This window comes from Kribbella sp. NPDC023855 (assembly GCF_040639475.1).
In the GTDB taxonomy this organism is placed as follows: Bacteria; Actinomycetota; Actinomycetes; order Propionibacteriales; family Kribbellaceae; genus Kribbella.
Map to the genome: position 1 here is coordinate 334,738 of NZ_JBFAAA010000006.1, position 15,622 is coordinate 350,359.

The following is a 15,622-nucleotide window of genomic DNA, read 5'->3' on the forward strand; positions in this document are numbered from 1 at the left end:
CGGCATGGATGCCGACGTCGTTCAGGCCGTCAACCACCTCACCGCGCGCTGGGCCCGGGAGTTGCCGCCCGGCAACACAGTTGTGTCCGGGCTCGGGCTCTGGCCACTGCTTGCTCTTCTCGCGACCGCGGCCGACGAGCCCGGCCGCAGCGAGCTGGCCGAGGCGGCCGGTGTCGATGCCGCGACCGGCGCCGCGAAGGCCGTCGAGCTGCTGGGTGCTGTGGACGACGCGGCTGATCTGCACGCGGCGCTCGGGATCTGGATTCACGAGCAACTGAAGCTGAGCGAGTCGTTCGATTCCGTAGTACCGGCTGCGTTGACCGGGACGTTGACGGGGGATCTGGCCGGTGACAAGGCGAAGCTTGATGCGTGGGCTGCCGAGCACACCGACAACCTGATCCGCGAGATGCCGCTCGAGGTCACGCCGGACCTCGCCGTAGTACTGGCGTCGGCGTTGTCGCTGCGGACCACCTGGGCGCGGCCGTTCACCGAGCAGCTCAAGCGGGTGAACGACGGCCCTTGGGCGGGCGGGACCTGGCATTGGCTGGAGCGCCGCGATCGCGACCTGAGCACCGTCAGCCGGTACGACGGTCTGACGGTGGTGACCGTGCAGGGTGAGGCCGATGTGGATGTGCTGCTCGGCATCGGCTCGGTGGAAGCGGCGCAGGGCGACGTACTGACGGGCTTGCTGGCAGCTGCCGGGGGCGGTGTGGGTGGAGCGGAGCTGGTTGAGCAGGGTGAGCCTGGCGATGAGGTGGCGCCCGGCGTGAGGATCGGGCAGACGACTGCTCCGGTGCCGGAGGTGAAGCTCTCCGTGCCGGCATTCAGCGTGCAGGTCGAGCATGACCTGCTGGCCTTGCGGGAGATCTTCGGGCTGTCGGCAGTGACGTCGTCGCCTCGCGGGTCGGGGCATTTCAGCGCGATCAGTCCGGAGCAGTTGGTGGTCGGCCAGGCGAAGCAGACCGTGCTCGCGCGGTTCTTCGCCACCGGGTTCGAGGCGGCCGCGGTGACGGCGATGGGCTTGATGCGGACGTCGATGCCGACCACGCAGTCCCGGCGGCTCGATGTGTCGTTCGATCGGCCATTCGCCTTCGTCGCCGTTCATCGGGAGACCCGGCTGCCGGTGGTGGCCGGCTGGATCGACCAGCCGACCGAGCCGGGTTAAAGAGCGAACAGCTTGTTGAGCAGCGCCGAGGCTTCGTCGACGCCTGCCTGATCGCCGGTCAGCAGGAGGTCGAACAACAGTCCACGCGCGGCGGCCAGGCCGAGCCTCGCGTACGCCGGGGCCTGGTCTTCGGGGATGCCGGCGCGGATACAGAGGTCGGTCAGCGGTGGCAGCCACACGTTGATCAGGTCCGCCTTGAGGGCCTCGGTGTGCGGGAGGTCCTGCATGGCGTGCGCGGACAGCTCGAAGAAGAGCGGTCCGTAGATCAGCGCGGCCTCGGAGACGCGGCGCCAGAAACGCTCGGACAGCTCGGCGACCGGGAGGTTCTGGTCGCCGAGGCTGGCGAGCAGGTCCCGCTGCTGAGCCTCGACCGTGCGGACCACTTCGGCCAACAGGCCTTCGCGTGAGCCGAAGTGGTAGATCAGCATCCGGTGACTGGACCCGATGCCGGTCGCGATCGTCCGCAGGCTGGCGTCGCCGATACCGTTCTTCGCGAAGTACTCGACGGCGTCGGTGAGCAGAGACTCCCGGCTCACCGGCCTTCGCTGACCTTCTTCAGGCTCTCGCCCTCCACCGCGATGTACTCCTTGGTCAGCTTGGCGAGCAGTCGGCCGAACAGCCAGCCGAGCGGGCCCTCCTGGATGATCGTCGCGGTCGCGACGGTGCCCTCCGGCGTCTCGGTGACCCGGTGCCCGCCGGTCGTCTTCACACCGGGTGCGCGGGAGACCCACTCGAAGTACTGGCCGTCGACCAGTTCGGTGACCTCCCAGACGGCGACCGGGAGTTTGGGCTGCCGGATACGGGTCCGGGCCCCGACGCGGAGCGGCCCCTCGTCGAGCCGCTCTACCGAAGTGATGGTCGGCGTCCAGGTGGGCCACTGGGCGACGTCGCTGAAAATCGCCCAGACCCGCTCGGCCGGGGCGTCGATGGTGACGGAATGATCGAAGCGCATGTACCAAATGGTACACGGTAGGGTCTGCGCCATGGCTGACCACAACGCGACGGACAACGAACAGGACCCGGGAGCGAGCACCCAGATGTTCCGCGCCTTCGTCAACGAGGCCCAGGCCGAGCCCACCACCGCCCCCAAGGTGAGCGGCCGCACGCTGGCCGTCGTCGGCGTCGTTGTCGTCGTGATCGCCATCGTCGCCGCGATCCTGGTGCTCTGACCTGACTCCCCGAACACCCAGCCGGCGCCTTCCAGGCGGTCCGGCCGTTCGGCGTTCCCACCCGATCACCGATAGTCGTTGACGCCGGGGTGGTGGCGGATGGAGCATGGGGACTCGGCGAGTGTCCTGAGCCGGAAGTTGCTGCAGCAGCTCCGGTGTCCAGGTGCGTGCATCGCAAGGCGGAGGAGCGTCCTCGATGCGCAGCATCGTGGGCGTTTCTCCAACGCGGCGAGGTGCGTGCCTGGGCGCCGGAGATGCGCAGGAACTTCCGGCTCAGGACACTAGGGAGGTCAGTGATGGCGGACGTGGTCAGGGCAGCGTTGGTTCAGACGAACTGGACGGGCGACCAGGAGTCGATGACGAAGGCGCACGAGGACTACGCGCGCCAGGCGGCAGCCGCGGGAGCCAAGGTCATCTGCTTCCAGGAGTTGTTCTACGGGCCGTACTTCTGTCAGCTGCAGGATCCCAAGTTCTACGAGTACGCCGAGAGCGTGCCCGGCCCGACCACCGAGCGGTTCCAGGCGCTGGCCGAAGAGCTGGGCATGGTGATGGTGCTGCCGGTGTACGAGCAGGAGCAGCCGGGTGTGCTGTACAACACGGCCGCCGTGATCGATGCTGACGGCAAGTACCTGGGCAAGTACCGGAAGAACCACATTCCGCAGGTGAAGGGGTTCTGGGAGAAGTTCTACTTCCGCCCCGGCAACCTCGGCTACCCGGTGTTCGACACCGCCGTCGGCCGGATCGGCGTCTACATCTGCTACGACCGGCACTTCCCCGAAGGCTGGCGCGCGCTCGGGCTCAACGGGGCGAAGATCGTCTTCAACCCCTCGGCCACCCACCGCGGGTTGTCGTCGTACCTGTGGAAGCTGGAGCAGCCCGCGTCGGCGGTCGCCAACGAGTACTTCATCGGGGCCATCAACCGGGTCGGCATCGAGTCCGACTACGGCGACAACGACTTCTACGGTACGTCGTACTTCGTCGATCCCGAGGGCAAGTTCGTCGGTGACGTCGGGCATGCCTACGACCCCGAGCTGATCGTCCGGGACCTGGACCTGAGCATGCTCGACACGGTCAGGGACCGCTGGCAGTTCTACCGGGATCGCCGGCCGGACGCGTATGGCGACCTGACCAAGCCGTAAACCGAAGGAGCACCGAGGATGTCGCTGCTGGTCAAGGGTGGAACGGTGATCGGGCCGACCGGTGCGCAACCGGCCGACGTGCTGGTGGTGGGCGAGAAGATCGCCGGCGTGTTCGATCCGCAGTACAGCCAGTCGGTGCAGGCCGACGAGGTGATCGATGCCAGCGGCAAGTATGTGATCCCGGGCGGGATCGACGCGCACACGCACATGGAGCTGCCGTTCGGCGGTACCGCGGCCAGCGACACCTTCGAGACCGGGACCCGGGCCGCGGCGTGGGGCGGGACGACCACCATCATCGACTTCGCCGTGCAGCGCACCGGCGAGGTGGTGCAGGACGGGCTGGCCGCCTGGCACGCGAAGGCCGAGGGCAACTGTCACATCGACTACGCGTTCCACATGATCATCGGTGGGGTCGACGACGACGCGCTCAAGGCGATGGACCAGCTCGTCAACGACGAGGGCATCAGCAGTTTCAAGCTGTTCATGGCCTACCCGGGCGTCTTCTACTCCGACGACGGGCAGATCCTCCGGGCCATGCAGACCGCGCGTGAGAACGGCGCGATGATCATGATGCACGCGGAGAACGGCATCGCGATCGACGTGCTCGTGCAGCAGGCGCTGGCCCGCGGGGAGACCGACCCGATCTACCACGGCATCACCCGGCCGGCCGCGCTGGAGACCGAGGCCACCAGCCGGGCGATCACGCTCGCAGAGGTCGCCCGCGACTGTCCGCTCTACATCGTGCACCTGTCGGCGAGTGGAGCCCTGGAAGCCGTTGCGGCAGCGCGGAACGACGGTCGGAACGTGTTTGCGGAGACCTGTCCGCAGTACCTGTACCTGACCTTGGAAGACCAGCTGGGCGCGCCCGGCTTCGAAGGCGCCAAATGGGTTTGCTCGACGCCGTTGCGCAGCAAGCACGAGCAGCATGCCAAGGACCTGTGGAAAGGGCTCAGGAGCAACGATCTGGCGGTCGTGTCGACCGACCACTGCCCGTTCTGCTTCAAGGACCAGAAGGAACTGGGACTCGGCGACTTCTCCAAGATCCCGAACGGCATCGGTGGCGTCGAGCATCGCGTCGATCTGATCTATCAAGGTGTCGTGGACGGGCAGTTGTCGCTGGAACGCTGGGTCGAGACGATCGCGACCACGCCGGCCAGGATGTTCGGGCTGTATCCGCGCAAGGGCATCATCGCTCCCGGCTCCGATGCCGACATCGTGATCTACGACCCGAAGGGCACCACCCGGCTGAGTGTCGAGACGCATCACATGAACATGGACTACTCGGCGTACGAGGGGACGGAGATCGCCGGCCGGGTGGGCACGGTGATCTCGCGCGGTGAGGTGATCGTGGCTGACGGCAACTACCATGGCCGGAAGGGACGTGGGAAGTACCTCAAGCGCGGACTCTCGTCGTACCTGGTCTAAGGAGCGAACACGTGGACTTCGGAGTGGTGTTCCAGTGTGATCCGCCCGCGTCCGCGGTGGTGGACCTCGCCCGCAAGGCCGAGGAAGCCGGCTTCCGGTACGTGTGGACGTTCGACTCGCACCTGCTCTGGCAGGAGCCGTTCGTCATCTACAGCCAGATCCTGGCCGCGACCGAACGGGTCGTCGTCGGGCCGATGGTGACCAATCCCGGCACCCGCGACTGGACCGTGATCGCGTCCCAGTTCGCGACCCTGAACGAGATGTTCGGCAACCGCACGGTCTGCGGGATCGGCCGGGGCGACTCGGCGCTGCGCACACTCGGGGCCAAGCCAGGCACCCTCGCCGAGCTGAAGCAGTGCGTCGAGGTGGTCCGCGAGCTCGCGGCCGGGCGCACGGTCGAGTACCGCGGCCAGCAACTCAAGTTCAGCTGGGTGGACGCTGGCAAGCTCGAGGTCTGGGTCGCGGCGTACGGGCCGAAGGCGCTGGCCGTGACCGGTGAGGTCGGCGACGGCTACATCCTGCAACTCGCCGATCCCGACATCGCCGCCTGGATGATCTCGGCGGTACGCCGGTCCGCCGAGCAGGCCGGTCGTGATCCGGAGCAGATCACCTTCTGCGTGGCGGCTCCGGCGTACGTCGGTGACGACCTGCAACACCAGCGCGACCAGACGCGATGGTTCGGTGGCATGGTGGGCAACCACGTCGCCGACATCGTCGCCCGGTACGGCGAATCAGGTGGCGTGCCGAAGGCGCTGACGGAGTACATCGCGGGCCGCAAGGGCTACGACTACGCCGAGCACGGCCGCGCCGGCAACAGCCACGCCGACTTCGTCCCGGACGAGGTGATCGACCGCTTCTGCATCCTCGGCCCGGTCTCGAACCACCTGGCCCGGTTGGAAGAACTCAAGTCCATCGGTGTCGACCAGTTCGCGCTCTACCTCCAGCACGACGCGAAAGAGGAGACATTGGCTGCCTACGGCAAGGAAATCATCCCGAACTTCTAGCGGTGGCGGTGATCGTTCTAACGGGTGACGGTGATCGTTACCGGCGCCGAGGTGGTCGTGTTGCCGGCCGTGTCGGTGGCGACCGCGGTCAAGGTGTGGCTGCCCGTTCTGTTGCCGGAGTTCCAGGAATAGCTGTAGGGCGCGGTCGTGTCCGTGGCGAGAGTTGTCGCACCGTCGCGGAAGACGACTCTGGTGACACCAGAACCGGCATCGCCGGCGGTTGCCGCCAAGGGAATGGCCGTGCGCCGCCGGTACGACGTGTTCGGTTGCGGACTCGTCATGGTGACGGTCGGGGCGGTCGCGTCGAGCTGGATCAGTTGCGACTTCACCGTCTCCGCGTGACCGTCCACATCCGTCGAGTAGTACCGCACTGTCGTCGTACTGGTCACTGCGAACGGTCCCGCGTAGTTGCTTGCGGTCGCGCTGGTTGTCGGGTCGCTACCGTCGGTCGTGTACCGCGTGCTCGCGACTGCCGAGCCGTCCGGGTCGGAGGCACTCAACGCGACGTTCACCGAAGTACTGCGGTACCAACCGCTGGAGCACGGTGCTCCGGAGCAGGTAATGCTCGTGACCGGGGCGCCGGCCGGTGGCGGTGAGGCGACACCCATCACCTCTCCGACGGTGCGGACCACGGTGCCGTTCGCCTCGCGCAGCTTGAGCCAGTCGAGGAACGCCGTGAAGTTCGCCGTGCTGTACGAGAGGTCGCCGGTGCAGCTGTTCGAGCAGATCCCGTGGAAGGTGAGAACCACCCAGCCACCACCGCTCGTCTCGGCGTTCGTCACGTAGGCCTGGAGCTCGGCAAGGCTGGTGCGCAGGTCAACGGATGGCGGTGTCTGCAAGGCGAAAGCGTCGACTGGCGGTACTGATTCGGCACGCGGGCACTCGTCGCAGCCGGGCTCGCTGACGCCGCCGACCGCGCGGGCGCTCGAATAGCCACACCCAGCGACGACCTGCTTGGCGGTCGCGTTGAACTCAGCCTCCGGATAGGCGAACGACACCGGTGTCGGGAACCCTTGGGCGGCGATGTTCGCGCGGTCGTCGCACACCTCGCGCTGAGCGGTGGCGAGGCTGACCGTGGTCAGGTTGGTGTGGCGGACGGTGTGCCCGCCGATCTCGTTGCCGGCATCAGCCAGAGCGTGGATCTCCGACCACGGCATGTAGTAGTCCGAGGATCCGACCCAGCCCGAGTTGACGTAGAAGGTGCCTCGCAAGCCGCGCGACTGCAGCATCGGCAACGTGTTGATGTGCGAGGAGTGCCCGTCGTCGAAGGTCAGGCTGACGATGGTGTTGGTGGCCGCTGCGGCGGGCTGGATGATCGCGGTGAGCGAGGTCGCCACTACGGCGAGTGCGGCAACTATCAAGGAAAGACGGCGACGCATGGTGTTTCCCCCACTGACTTCCCGGCCCCGCTCCTGCCCCCAGGGGGACCACGAGGTCAGCGTACGGCGGACTACCCGTGCCGACCAGAGCCCAGCCGGTCGAATGTGGTGGAGATCCCCGGCGCCGATGTGAAAGCGTGCCGGGATGAGTATCGAGGTGCGGGCGTTGACGGACGAGGACCACGCGTTGATCGAGCTGGCCCGGCGGACGGTGGAGGAGAACACCGACGGGCCGGACGGGGTCTACACGATGGGCGCCGCGGTCCGGGCGGCCGACGGGCGGATGTTTGCCGGGATCAACGTCTACCACTTCACCGGTGGCCCGTGTGCCGAGCTGGTCGCGCTCGGCCGGGCCCGGGCCGAAGGTGCCCGGGAGCTCACCACGATCGTTGCGGTTGGCAATGAGGGTCGTGGGGTGCGGGCTCCGTGCGGGCGGGATCGGCAGGTGTTCGTCGACTATCACCCGCAGATGCGGGTGATCCTGCCGACCGGCGACGGCATCGGCAGTGTCGTCGCAACCCAGCTGCTGCCAGAGGCGTTTCCCTGGTCCCCCACCGGGCGCGACGACTGACTGCCACCGGTTTCAGGCCGGGCCGTAAGGGAACAGCGTGTCGGGGTCGTACGTCGCGCGGACTTCCGCCAGGCGGGCAAAGGTTTCCGCCGGCCAGGACGCCTCGTAGGAGCCCGGCACCGTCAGGCCACCGGCGTAGTTGATGGTCGTCTCGGCCGAGATCCAGGGGCGGAGCGGTGCAAGGAGAGCATCGGCCGCCGGCGGCAGCACGCGCGTGAACAGGCTGGGATCGGGGACCCCGGCCATGAACAGCGAGTAGGCGCCACCGCGACCGCCGACCGCGCTGCCTTCCGGTACGTCGCGGTGGGTCGCTCCGCCGAGATGACGGATCTCGATGGCGACGAAGGGAACCTGCTGCTCCGGGCCGGCGGCGCCGAGGAAGGCCTTGACGAAGTCCGCGTCGATCTCGTTCAGCAGCATGCCGCGGTCCCACGCCGGTCCGGGCGCGGTCGGGTCGTTGTGGATGGTGGCGATCTGGGCGGCCGGCATCTCCGCGACCGAGTCGATGATGGTGGGACCGGCGTCCCGGATCGGCTGGAAGAGGCGCTCGCCCTCGGCCGGGTCGCCGACGTACGCGAACCGCACGCTGAGCACGGTCTTGCCGCGCAACGGCTCGGGGATGAACTCCATCGGCGGCAGCCGGAGGATGATCATCGAGGTGGTCGCCGTCTCCGGCAGCGTCTTGGTCCAGTCGACCCAGGTGGCCAGCGCGCCGGCGATCTGCGGGGCGTCGAAGAACACCGAGCCGCCGTACAGGGTGGCCAGCTCGACCAGCTCGAAGTCCATCGAGGTGACGATGCCGAAACCGCCCTTGCCGCCGCGCAGCGCCCAGAACAGGTCCGGGTTCTCGGTCGCGTTGGCCGTCACCACCTCGCCCGCTGCGGTGGCAACGCGGAAGCCGCGGGCCCAGTCGGAGGAGAAGCCGTAGGTTCGCGCGAGCGGGCCTAGACCGCCACCAAGTGTGTAGCCGATACAGCCAACGTTGGCGGAGGCGCCGGCGACGGGGGCCAGGCCGTGCTCGGCAGCCGCCGCGATGACGTCCGCCCAGCGGCAGCCGGCGTTGATGTGGGCGATTCGCTGCTCCGGGTCGATGGTCACGCCGGAGAGCCGCGACGTGGTGGCGAGGACACCGCCGGTGACAGGGGTGGGCGGAGCCGTGTCCCGTGGCGAGCACGCGGACCGGCGTACCGGCTGCTGCCGCGACGCGGACGAGGGCTGCGGCGTCCTCTTCCGAGGTGAGGCCGACGGCGATGTCGGGGGTGTGCAGGGTGGCGGTGTTCCAGGCCGCCACCTCCGCGGCGAAGTCGTCGTCACCGGGGCCCAGGACGGGACCGGCGACGGCCTTGCGGAGTTGGTCGAACATGATGATGGCTCTCCTTGTGTGCAGGGGGTTACTCGCTGATGCCCGAGCGCTCGACGCCTTCGACGATCCAGCGTTGCAGGAAGACGAACATCACCACCAGCGGCAGGATCGCAATGGCCGCGGCGATGAACAACTGGGGGAGATTGATGGTCTGGGCGGTGAGGAAGGTGGACAGCGCGATCTGCACGGTCCAGGCGGACTGGTCCGGCGCGATCACCAGCGGCCACAGGAAGGCGTTCCACGAACCGATGAAGGTGATGGTCGCGATGGCCGCGATGAACCCCTTCGAGTTCGGCACCACGATCCGCCAGAACGTCCCCCAGTACGCCGTACCGTCGAGTGCCGCAGCCTCCTCCAGCTCGCGCGGGAAGTTGAGGAAGTACTGACGGAACAGGAACGTCGCGAAGGCCTGGAACAGGCCCGGGACGATCAGCCCGCGCAACGAGCTCACCCAGCCCAGCGACGACACCAGCACGAAGCTCGGCACGAACGTCACCGCGGCCGGGATGAGCAGGGTGGCCACGATGAAGTAGAAGACCGCGTTCGCGTACCGGAACGGGATCCGGGCCAGCCCGTAGCCGGCCAGCCCGGAGATCACCAGGACGCCGACTGTCTGCACCACCGCGATCACCAGGGAATTGAGCAACGATCGGAGCATCGGGACCGCCGGATCGTTGAACAGTTCGGCGACATTGCCCCACTGCAGCGAGGTCGGGAACAACTTCCACGACGGGGAGGTGATGTCCTGCTCGGTCGACAACCCGTTGCGGACCAGCAGGTAGAACGGCAGCAGGAAGAGCAGCGCGCCGATCGCCAGGACGACGTACCGGAGCACGCTGCCGGCCTTGTCGGCGCGGGATCGCTGAATCACCGCCATCTCAATCCTCCCTCCGGCCGAGTCCCAGGAAGCGTCCCTGGGCAAGGGCGACCAGGGCAATCAGCAGCGTGAGGATGACGGCTCCCGCGCTGCCATGGCCGAAGTCCTGCCCTTGACCGAGCGCCGCGTAGTACAGGTAGACCAGGGGTGGTCGCGCGTACGGCGGGTACTGCCCGGCGCTCGACAGCAGGTTGTAGAACTCGTCGAAGGCCTGGAACGCGTTGATCAGAAGCAGCAGCAGTACTGCGGTCGAGGTGGCGCGCAGTTGCGGCAAGGTGATGAACCGCAGCACCGTCCAGCCTCTTGCGCCGTCGATCGCGGCCGCTTCGTAGAGCGACGGCGCGATCCGCTGCAGCCCGGCGAGGAACAAGATCATGTAGAAACCGGCCTGCAGCCACATCCGCGCCGTGACGATCACCAGCCAGTACCACGGCGGCTGCGTCACCGAGAGCCAAGCGATCGGCTCGATCCCGAACCAGCCGAGCACCGTGTTCATCAGGCCGAACCGGACGCCGGAGAAGATCGACAGCTTCCAGATCAGCGACGCCACCACGTACGAGCAGGCGGTCGGCAGGAAGAAGACCGAACGGAAGAAGGTCTTCGCGAACCGGGCCCGGTTCACCAGCAGGGCCAGACCGAGCGACGCGACGAAGGTGGTCGGCACGATGAACAGCGCGAACACCACGAAGGTGACCAGGCTGGACCGGAACGCCGAGTCACCCAGCATGTCGATGTAGTTGCCCAGGCCAACAAAGTTCGACGGGGTGACCGTGTTGCGCGCGTCGAAGAAGCTCAGCCAGACCGACCACAGGATGGGGATGTAGACGAACACCACCAAGCCGAGGACGAACGGGCCGACGAAGATCAGGAACCAGAGATTGCGGTCGTGTCGTCCCCGCAACTTCGTGGGCAAGGAAGCAGACATCAGCCGGCGACGCGCTTGAGCTCTGCCTCCACGATCGTCTTGACCGCCTTGATCTCGGTGGCCGGGTCGGTGCCGTTCTTGATGATCCGGTTGAGCGCGTCGGAGTACGCGGTGGCGGCCTTGGGTGTCCACAGCAACGGTGTCTGGGCGTGCCCGTGCTCGTTGACGAACCGCACCGCGTCGGCGGCCGGGCCCGACTTCAGCTTGTCCGCCTTCTCGGCCAGGCTCTTGCGGGCCGGGATGTGGAAGCCGTACGACTGGGCCCAGTCGAGCTGCTTGTCGGTCTGGTCCACCCACAGCCACTTGATGTACTTCTTCGCCGCCTCGATGTTCTTCGACTTGGCGTTGACCGCCGAGCCGAAGGCGCCGACCGGCACGCTGGGTGCGCCGGTCGAGCTGTTCAGCTTGGGCCAGGGGAGTACGCCGAAGTCGTCCGGGAGCGCCTTCTGGATCTGCGGAAGGGTCCACAGGCCGGTGAACTGCATCGCCGTCAGCCCTTGGGTGAACGCCGACGGGTCGGACCAGTCGGTCGGTGCCCCGAGCAACAAAGTCTTCGAGGTGAACAGCTCGCGCAGCTTGCGCAGCGACTCGACCGCGGCCGGGTCGTCGAAGCCGAAGGTGTTGTCGTCCTTGAGGTAGTCGAGCCCGGCCGACCAGAGCGCCGGACCGCCGAGGATGCCGACCCCGCCGTCGTTGCCGACGAACAGGCCCTTGACCTTGTCGGTGGTCAGTTTCTTCGCCGCGGCGAGCAGTTCGTCGACGGTCGTCGGCGGCTTGATACCCGCGGCCGAGAGCATGCTCTTGCGGTAGACCAGCAACTGCATGTCCGTCACCTGCGGGATCGCGTACAGCTTGTCCTGGTACGTCATCCGCGCGATCAGTGACGGGGTGAAGTCGGACTTGGTGTCGCCGAGCAGGTCGGTGAGGTCGACGGCCTGGCCGCCCTTGATCATGTCGATGCTCGGGCCGTTGACGTACTCGAAGACATCCGGCCCGCCGTCGGTGAGCAGCGCCGACGCGGTCTTCTTGTCGTAGTCGCCGGGGGACCACTGGATGGTCACGGTGGCCTCGGGGTATTCCTTGGCGTACCGCTCGACCGCCTGCTGGGTGCCTGCCTCGCCGTACTGGTGGTACCACTGCGACAACGTCGGCTTACTGCCCGACGAGCTGCTCCCTGATGACCGGCCGGTGTTGGAGCCACAGCCGGTCACTGCCATCGCGGCCAACGCACCTGCGCCGGCCAGGAACTTCCGCCGATTGATTCCGCTGCCACCAGCACCCGACATCCCGACGTACCTCCGCAAGTCTTCGGCGCGGTCCCACAGCCGCGCACCGATCTCCCGACCCTACGACCGTTGGGGGCTGACTTCGCCCGCTTTTCGCCGCGTCAACAATTCGCGGCGCGGAAAGAAGGGCTCCGCTAAGCTGCCCGTCGTGTTCGATCCCCGTGCCTAGAGAGCGCTCGCTACCGAGCCCATTCATCGCACCCCGCTCCGCTGACGGAGCCGGGGCTCTCTAGGAGCGTCTTCCCATGCCTGGCACCACGCGTGCCGGGAGCTACCGTGACGTCCTGCTGCTGCCACACGCGCTGCGCACCTTCGTGCCGGCGCTGTTCGGCCGCCTCGCGTACGGTCTGCTCCCGCTGTCTGCCCTGTTCACAGTTCATCAATCAACCGACTCGTTCGCCGTCGCCGGTACTGCGGTGGCCGCCTTCGGTCTGGCCTCGCTGTCGATGCCACTCAAGGCCCGTCTGGTCGACCGGTACAGCCAACGCCGAGTCCTCCCGCCACTGGCCGTGCTCTGCGCATCAGGCCTAGCCCTCGTAGCCTTCGCCAGTACTACGAACGCCGTCCTCCTGGTGACCCTCGTCGGTGTGGCCGGCCTCTTCGCCCCACCGCTCGGCCCGTCGATGCGCGCCACCTGGCGGCTCGTCACCGACCACACCGAGCTCAAGCAACGCGCCTACGCCCTCGACGCGATCTGCGAGGAGTCGCTGTATCTGGCCGGCCCCCTCATCGCGGGACTCCTGATCAGCTTCTGGTCCGCGCCGGTCGCGTTGGGCTGTGCCGCCGTACTCATGGTCGGCGGCACGTTTGGAATGGTGGCGACGCCGTTGGCGCGGCATGTCGCTGAACAACAGGCTGGGGGCCGGTTCCTGGACCCCGGCCCGCTGCGTGCGGCCGGTCTGCGGCGCATCCTGTTGGTCATCTTCTTCGTGGCCGGAGGCGTCAGCGTCGCCTATGTCTGCGTGGCTGGTGTCGCGGAGGGCCAGGGCCGCGCCGGCGCTGCCGGTTTCGTCGAAGCGGCGATCGGGCTGGGCAGCGTGGTCGGCGGCCTCACCTGGGCCCGCCGTACCCACACTCGCTCCCATTGGCATCACCTGGCCGGCCTGATCGGGCTGCTGGCAGTCGGCCTGCTGGCCGCGTCACTGGCCACGAACCTGATCGTGCTCGGCGCGGTGATGGCCGTCGGTGGGCTGGCGGTGGCGCCCCTGTTCGTCGTGTCCTACCTGGCCGCCGACGAGCTGACCCCGGCACACCAGCGGACAGAGGCGAGTACCTGGATCAACACCGCCAACAACCTCGGCAGCTCGGCCGGCGCGTCCTTGGCCGGCCTGGCGATCGACCAGACCGCGCCGTCCCACGGGTTCCTCGCCGCCGGGGTGCTGCTCGCAGTACTGGCGCTGGTCAGCTCACGGCTGCGAGGACCTTGGTTGCCAAGCGGCTTCGGCGTACGGGGCGGGCGTCGGCTCAGGCGTGCGGGTTAGGCGTCTGAGAGGCGGGCGATGGTGGCGCCGGCTCGGCGGACGATGGGGACCGGGCCGGCGGGGAGAACGTCGCCGATGAAGGTGTAGTGGCGTAGTACGTCGGGGTCGACCCCGCCGGGGCGGTGGCGGCTGTGGTCGCGGACCCAGTCGATGATGTCGCCCCAGCCCGGTGCCGCCAGCGAGCCGCCGAAGTGCTGGACCGACAGCCCGGCACAAAGGTTGCCGAAGGCGAGACGGTGCGCCAGCGGCCAGCCACGCAGGGTCCCGAGGACGAGAGACGCGAGGAAGACGTCACCCGCGCCGGTCGGGTCGTACTGGCGGACGGGGAGGGCCGGAATGTGCTCCTCTTCGCCCGTCAGCGAGTCGATCGCCAGTACGCCGTCCGAGCCGTTCGTCACGACAGCCAGCGGGACCCGCTCGGCCAGCTTGTGCAGCGCGGCCTTGGGGGAGTCTGTGCGGGTGTACGCCATCGCCTCCCCGGCGTTCGGGGTGAAGGCGTGGAACCCGTCGAGTACGTCGAGGACCGCGGGGGACCAGGACTCGGTCGGGTCCCAGCCGACGTCGCCGAACAGCAGCGCGCCCGACTCCCGAGCCTCCGAGGTCCAGCTCGGCAGCTCCTCGGCGACCGGCACGATCGCGGACCGGGTCTTCAGGCCCGGTCCGACCAGCTTGCTCGGATCGCCGGGGGCCTCGTGCGCGTGGGTGACCATCGCGCGGTCCCGGTCGATCGACATCGACACCGTGACGGGCGAGTGCCAGTGCCCGATCCGGCGCGAGTGCGAGAGGTCGACCTTTTCCTGGTCGGCCAGCGTGCGCCAGCAGAAATCGGCGTACACGTCGTCGCCGAAGACGGCGGCCAGCCCGCTGCGCAGGCCGAGCCGGCTGGCGGCGATGGCGAAGTTGGCGACTCCGCCGGGGCAGGAACCCATGCCTTCGGCGAAGATCTCGGTACCGGTGGTCGGGGCGGACTCCAGGCCGGTCAGCACGATGTCGAGGAACACTGTCCCCTGCACGAACACGTCGTAGCGGTCCGGCTCGTCCATCTCGATGACCACTGCTCCTTTGTCGGGACTTGTCGGTATTGGTGACCTGCTGTCCTTCGTAGCATCATCAACCGGCCATCACCACGGATTTGGGAGGAACGCGATGAGTTCTGGGGTGTGTTCGTGATCCCGACCTGGATGGCCGTGGTCGGCGTGATCGCCACGGTGATGAGCCCGCTGCTGGCGCTCGGCGGGGTCGCGCTGGGTGCCTATCTGACCCGCAAGTCCGATCGTGAGCTGGATGTCTGGCGGCATCGCGAGGAGACCATGCGGATGGTCCGCTGGGCGGTGGAGCAGATCCTGGCCGGCGACGAGGCCGGCACGGACGCCGGCGTGGTGACGCTGCGTTCACTGATGCGGTCGGAACTGTTACAGGCCGAGGACTACGACCTGGTCGCCGCGCTGACCGCCGCCGTGGCGATCGACCGGATCGGCTCGGCCGCGTACGCTGATATTGCGGAACAAGGCGCCGAGGTTGTCGAGGGAGACAGTGCCGATGAGTGAGAAGAAGACCGTCAGGGTCTCTCGCCAGGCAGTGGAGCTGGCCCGCCTGCACGTCGAGGCCGCCCGCAAGGCCGGCCGCAAACCGGACGCGGGCGTAGCCCGCATCGCCACCGCCCGCCCCGAACAGACCCCCGGCGCCCCCGCCCCGGCCTGACCTGTACTCCGTACTGCGCGCGCCGGCGTGCGTAGTACGCACGGGTATCGGACGGGCGGCACGTCGAGTCGGAGCGGCGTACCGGAGCACCTACACTGATCGACGGCCGCTTCGGTGGCGTACGGTGCCTTCGTGGT

Annotated in this window: 17 protein-coding genes; 9 read left to right on the plus strand and 8 right to left on the minus strand. The window is 67.9% G+C overall.

Annotated features, from left to right (window positions below; all coding sequences use genetic code 11):
* Positions 1 to 4: 4 nt before the first annotated feature.
* Entirely contained in the window at positions 5 to 1,165 is a 1,161-nt protein-coding gene (locus AB0F51_RS23225) for a serpin family protein (RefSeq protein ID WP_360283161.1), read from the plus strand.
* Here the strand turns inward: AB0F51_RS23225 and AB0F51_RS23230 are convergent.
* Together AB0F51_RS23230 and AB0F51_RS23235 are read right to left on the minus strand one after the other, a co-directional pair.
* A complete protein-coding gene (locus AB0F51_RS23230) occupies positions 1,162 to 1,701 on the minus strand; it encodes a TetR family transcriptional regulator (RefSeq protein ID WP_360283163.1) in 540 nt (179 codons plus the stop codon). The genes AB0F51_RS23225 and AB0F51_RS23230 overlap by 4 nt on opposite strands.
* The gene (locus tag AB0F51_RS23235) at positions 1,698 to 2,117 is read right to left on the minus strand and encodes an SRPBCC family protein (protein WP_360283165.1); all 420 of its coding nucleotides are present in this window, start codon (positions 2,115 to 2,117) and stop codon (positions 1,698 to 1,700) included. Before AB0F51_RS23235 ends, AB0F51_RS23230 begins: the two co-directional genes overlap by 4 nt.
* Before the next feature lie 31 nt (positions 2,118 to 2,148).
* Between AB0F51_RS23235 and AB0F51_RS23240 the strand changes: the two genes are divergently transcribed.
* From AB0F51_RS23240 to AB0F51_RS23255, 4 genes are all read left to right on the plus strand, one after another.
* Positions 2,149 to 2,334 carry a hypothetical protein gene (locus AB0F51_RS23240; protein ID WP_360283167.1) on the plus strand — a complete coding sequence of 62 codons (186 nt, stop codon included), beginning with the start codon at positions 2,149 to 2,151 and terminating at the stop codon, positions 2,332 to 2,334.
* Between the two features lie 296 nt (positions 2,335 to 2,630).
* Positions 2,631 to 3,473 (plus strand): nitrilase-related carbon-nitrogen hydrolase, encoded by an 843-nt coding sequence (locus AB0F51_RS23245; RefSeq protein WP_360283169.1) that lies wholly within the window; start codon positions 2,631 to 2,633, stop codon positions 3,471 to 3,473.
* 18 nt (positions 3,474 to 3,491) lie between these two features.
* Positions 3,492 to 4,898, plus strand: coding sequence for a dihydropyrimidinase (gene hydA, locus AB0F51_RS23250; RefSeq protein WP_360283171.1), 1,407 nt, complete (start codon positions 3,492 to 3,494; stop codon positions 4,896 to 4,898).
* 11 nt (positions 4,899 to 4,909) lie between these two features.
* Positions 4,910 to 5,902 carry a TIGR03842 family LLM class F420-dependent oxidoreductase gene (locus tag AB0F51_RS23255; RefSeq protein WP_360283173.1) on the plus strand — a complete coding sequence of 331 codons (993 nt, stop codon included), beginning with the start codon at positions 4,910 to 4,912 and terminating at the stop codon, positions 5,900 to 5,902.
* Between the two features lie 17 nt (positions 5,903 to 5,919).
* On the opposite strand, the gene AB0F51_RS23260 is transcribed toward AB0F51_RS23255, so the two are convergent.
* Positions 5,920 to 7,281 (minus strand): polysaccharide deacetylase family protein, encoded by a 1,362-nt coding sequence (locus tag AB0F51_RS23260; RefSeq protein WP_360283175.1) that lies wholly within the window; start codon positions 7,279 to 7,281, stop codon positions 5,920 to 5,922.
* Between the two features lie 145 nt (positions 7,282 to 7,426).
* On the opposite strand from AB0F51_RS23260, the gene AB0F51_RS23265 reads away from it, so the two are divergent.
* On the plus strand, positions 7,427 to 7,852 hold the full coding sequence (locus AB0F51_RS23265; RefSeq protein ID WP_360283177.1) for a cytidine deaminase: 426 nt from the start codon (positions 7,427 to 7,429) through the stop codon (positions 7,850 to 7,852).
* Between the two features lie 12 nt (positions 7,853 to 7,864).
* Here AB0F51_RS23265 and AB0F51_RS23270 read toward each other — a convergent pair whose 3' ends face one another.
* The 4 genes from AB0F51_RS23270 to AB0F51_RS23285 form a co-directional block, all read right to left on the minus strand.
* On the minus strand, positions 7,865 to 8,950 hold the full coding sequence (locus AB0F51_RS23270; RefSeq protein ID WP_360283179.1) for an FAD-binding protein: 1,086 nt from the start codon (positions 8,948 to 8,950) through the stop codon (positions 7,865 to 7,867).
* A gap of 293 nt (positions 8,951 to 9,243) precedes the next feature.
* On the minus strand, positions 9,244 to 10,092 hold the full coding sequence (locus AB0F51_RS23275) for a carbohydrate ABC transporter permease (protein ID WP_360283181.1): 849 nt from the start codon (positions 10,090 to 10,092) through the stop codon (positions 9,244 to 9,246).
* 1 nt (position 10,093) lies between these two features.
* Positions 10,094 to 11,017, minus strand: coding sequence for a sugar ABC transporter permease (locus AB0F51_RS23280; protein ID WP_360283183.1), 924 nt, complete (start codon positions 11,015 to 11,017; stop codon positions 10,094 to 10,096).
* Positions 11,017 to 12,303 (minus strand): sugar ABC transporter substrate-binding protein, encoded by a 1,287-nt coding sequence (locus AB0F51_RS23285; protein ID WP_360283185.1) that lies wholly within the window; start codon positions 12,301 to 12,303, stop codon positions 11,017 to 11,019. Before AB0F51_RS23285 ends, AB0F51_RS23280 begins: the two co-directional genes overlap by 1 nt.
* Positions 12,304 to 12,548: 245 nt before the next feature.
* Here AB0F51_RS23285 and AB0F51_RS23290 point away from each other — a divergent pair, with 245 nt between their 5' ends.
* Complete coding sequence (locus AB0F51_RS23290; RefSeq protein WP_360283187.1) at positions 12,549 to 13,784, plus strand: MFS transporter; 1,236 nt, start codon at positions 12,549 to 12,551, stop codon at positions 13,782 to 13,784.
* Here AB0F51_RS23290 and AB0F51_RS23295 read toward each other — a convergent pair.
* On the minus strand, positions 13,781 to 14,839 hold the full coding sequence (locus AB0F51_RS23295; protein WP_360283189.1) for a PfkB family carbohydrate kinase: 1,059 nt from the start codon (positions 14,837 to 14,839) through the stop codon (positions 13,781 to 13,783). The two genes, AB0F51_RS23290 and AB0F51_RS23295, sit on opposite strands and share 4 nt — an antisense overlap.
* A gap of 111 nt (positions 14,840 to 14,950) precedes the next feature.
* On the opposite strand from AB0F51_RS23295, the gene AB0F51_RS23300 reads away from it, so the two are divergent.
* Entirely contained in the window at positions 14,951 to 15,331 is a 381-nt protein-coding gene (locus AB0F51_RS23300) for a hypothetical protein (protein ID WP_360283191.1), read from the plus strand.
* The gene (locus AB0F51_RS23305) at positions 15,324 to 15,485 is read left to right on the plus strand and encodes a hypothetical protein (protein WP_360283193.1); all 162 of its coding nucleotides are present in this window, start codon (positions 15,324 to 15,326) and stop codon (positions 15,483 to 15,485) included. The genes AB0F51_RS23300 and AB0F51_RS23305 overlap by 8 nt, the downstream gene beginning before the upstream one ends.
* Positions 15,486 to 15,622: the final 137 nt, after the last annotated feature.

Excerpts from the sequence above, each read along its gene's own strand:
- AB0F51_RS23245 (WP_360283169.1), top strand. The coding sequence starts at position 2,631 with ATGGCGGACGTGGTCAGGGCAGCGTTGGTTCAGACGAACTGGACGGGC.
- AB0F51_RS23240 (WP_360283167.1), top strand. The coding sequence starts at position 2,149 with ATGGCTGACCACAACGCGACGGACAACGAACAGGACCCGGGAGCGAGC.
- AB0F51_RS23235 (WP_360283165.1), bottom strand. The coding sequence starts at position 2,117 with ATGCGCTTCGATCATTCCGTCACCATCGACGCCCCGGCCGAGCGGGTC.
- AB0F51_RS23305 (WP_360283193.1), top strand. The coding sequence starts at position 15,324 with ATGAGTGAGAAGAAGACCGTCAGGGTCTCTCGCCAGGCAGTGGAGCTG.
- AB0F51_RS23260 (WP_360283175.1), bottom strand. The coding sequence starts at position 7,281 with ATGCGTCGCCGTCTTTCCTTGATAGTTGCCGCACTCGCCGTAGTGGCG.
- AB0F51_RS23275 (WP_360283181.1), bottom strand. The coding sequence starts at position 10,092 with ATGGCGGTGATTCAGCGATCCCGCGCCGACAAGGCCGGCAGCGTGCTC.
- AB0F51_RS23290 (WP_360283187.1), top strand. The coding sequence starts at position 12,549 with ATGCCTGGCACCACGCGTGCCGGGAGCTACCGTGACGTCCTGCTGCTG.
- AB0F51_RS23265 (WP_360283177.1), top strand. The coding sequence starts at position 7,427 with ATGAGTATCGAGGTGCGGGCGTTGACGGACGAGGACCACGCGTTGATC.
- AB0F51_RS23225 (WP_360283161.1), top strand. The coding sequence starts at position 5 with ATGGATGCCGACGTCGTTCAGGCCGTCAACCACCTCACCGCGCGCTGG.
- AB0F51_RS23285 (WP_360283185.1), bottom strand. The coding sequence starts at position 12,303 with ATGTCGGGTGCTGGTGGCAGCGGAATCAATCGGCGGAAGTTCCTGGCC.
- hydA (WP_360283171.1), top strand. The coding sequence starts at position 3,492 with ATGTCGCTGCTGGTCAAGGGTGGAACGGTGATCGGGCCGACCGGTGCG.
- AB0F51_RS23280 (WP_360283183.1), bottom strand. The coding sequence starts at position 11,017 with ATGTCTGCTTCCTTGCCCACGAAGTTGCGGGGACGACACGACCGCAAT.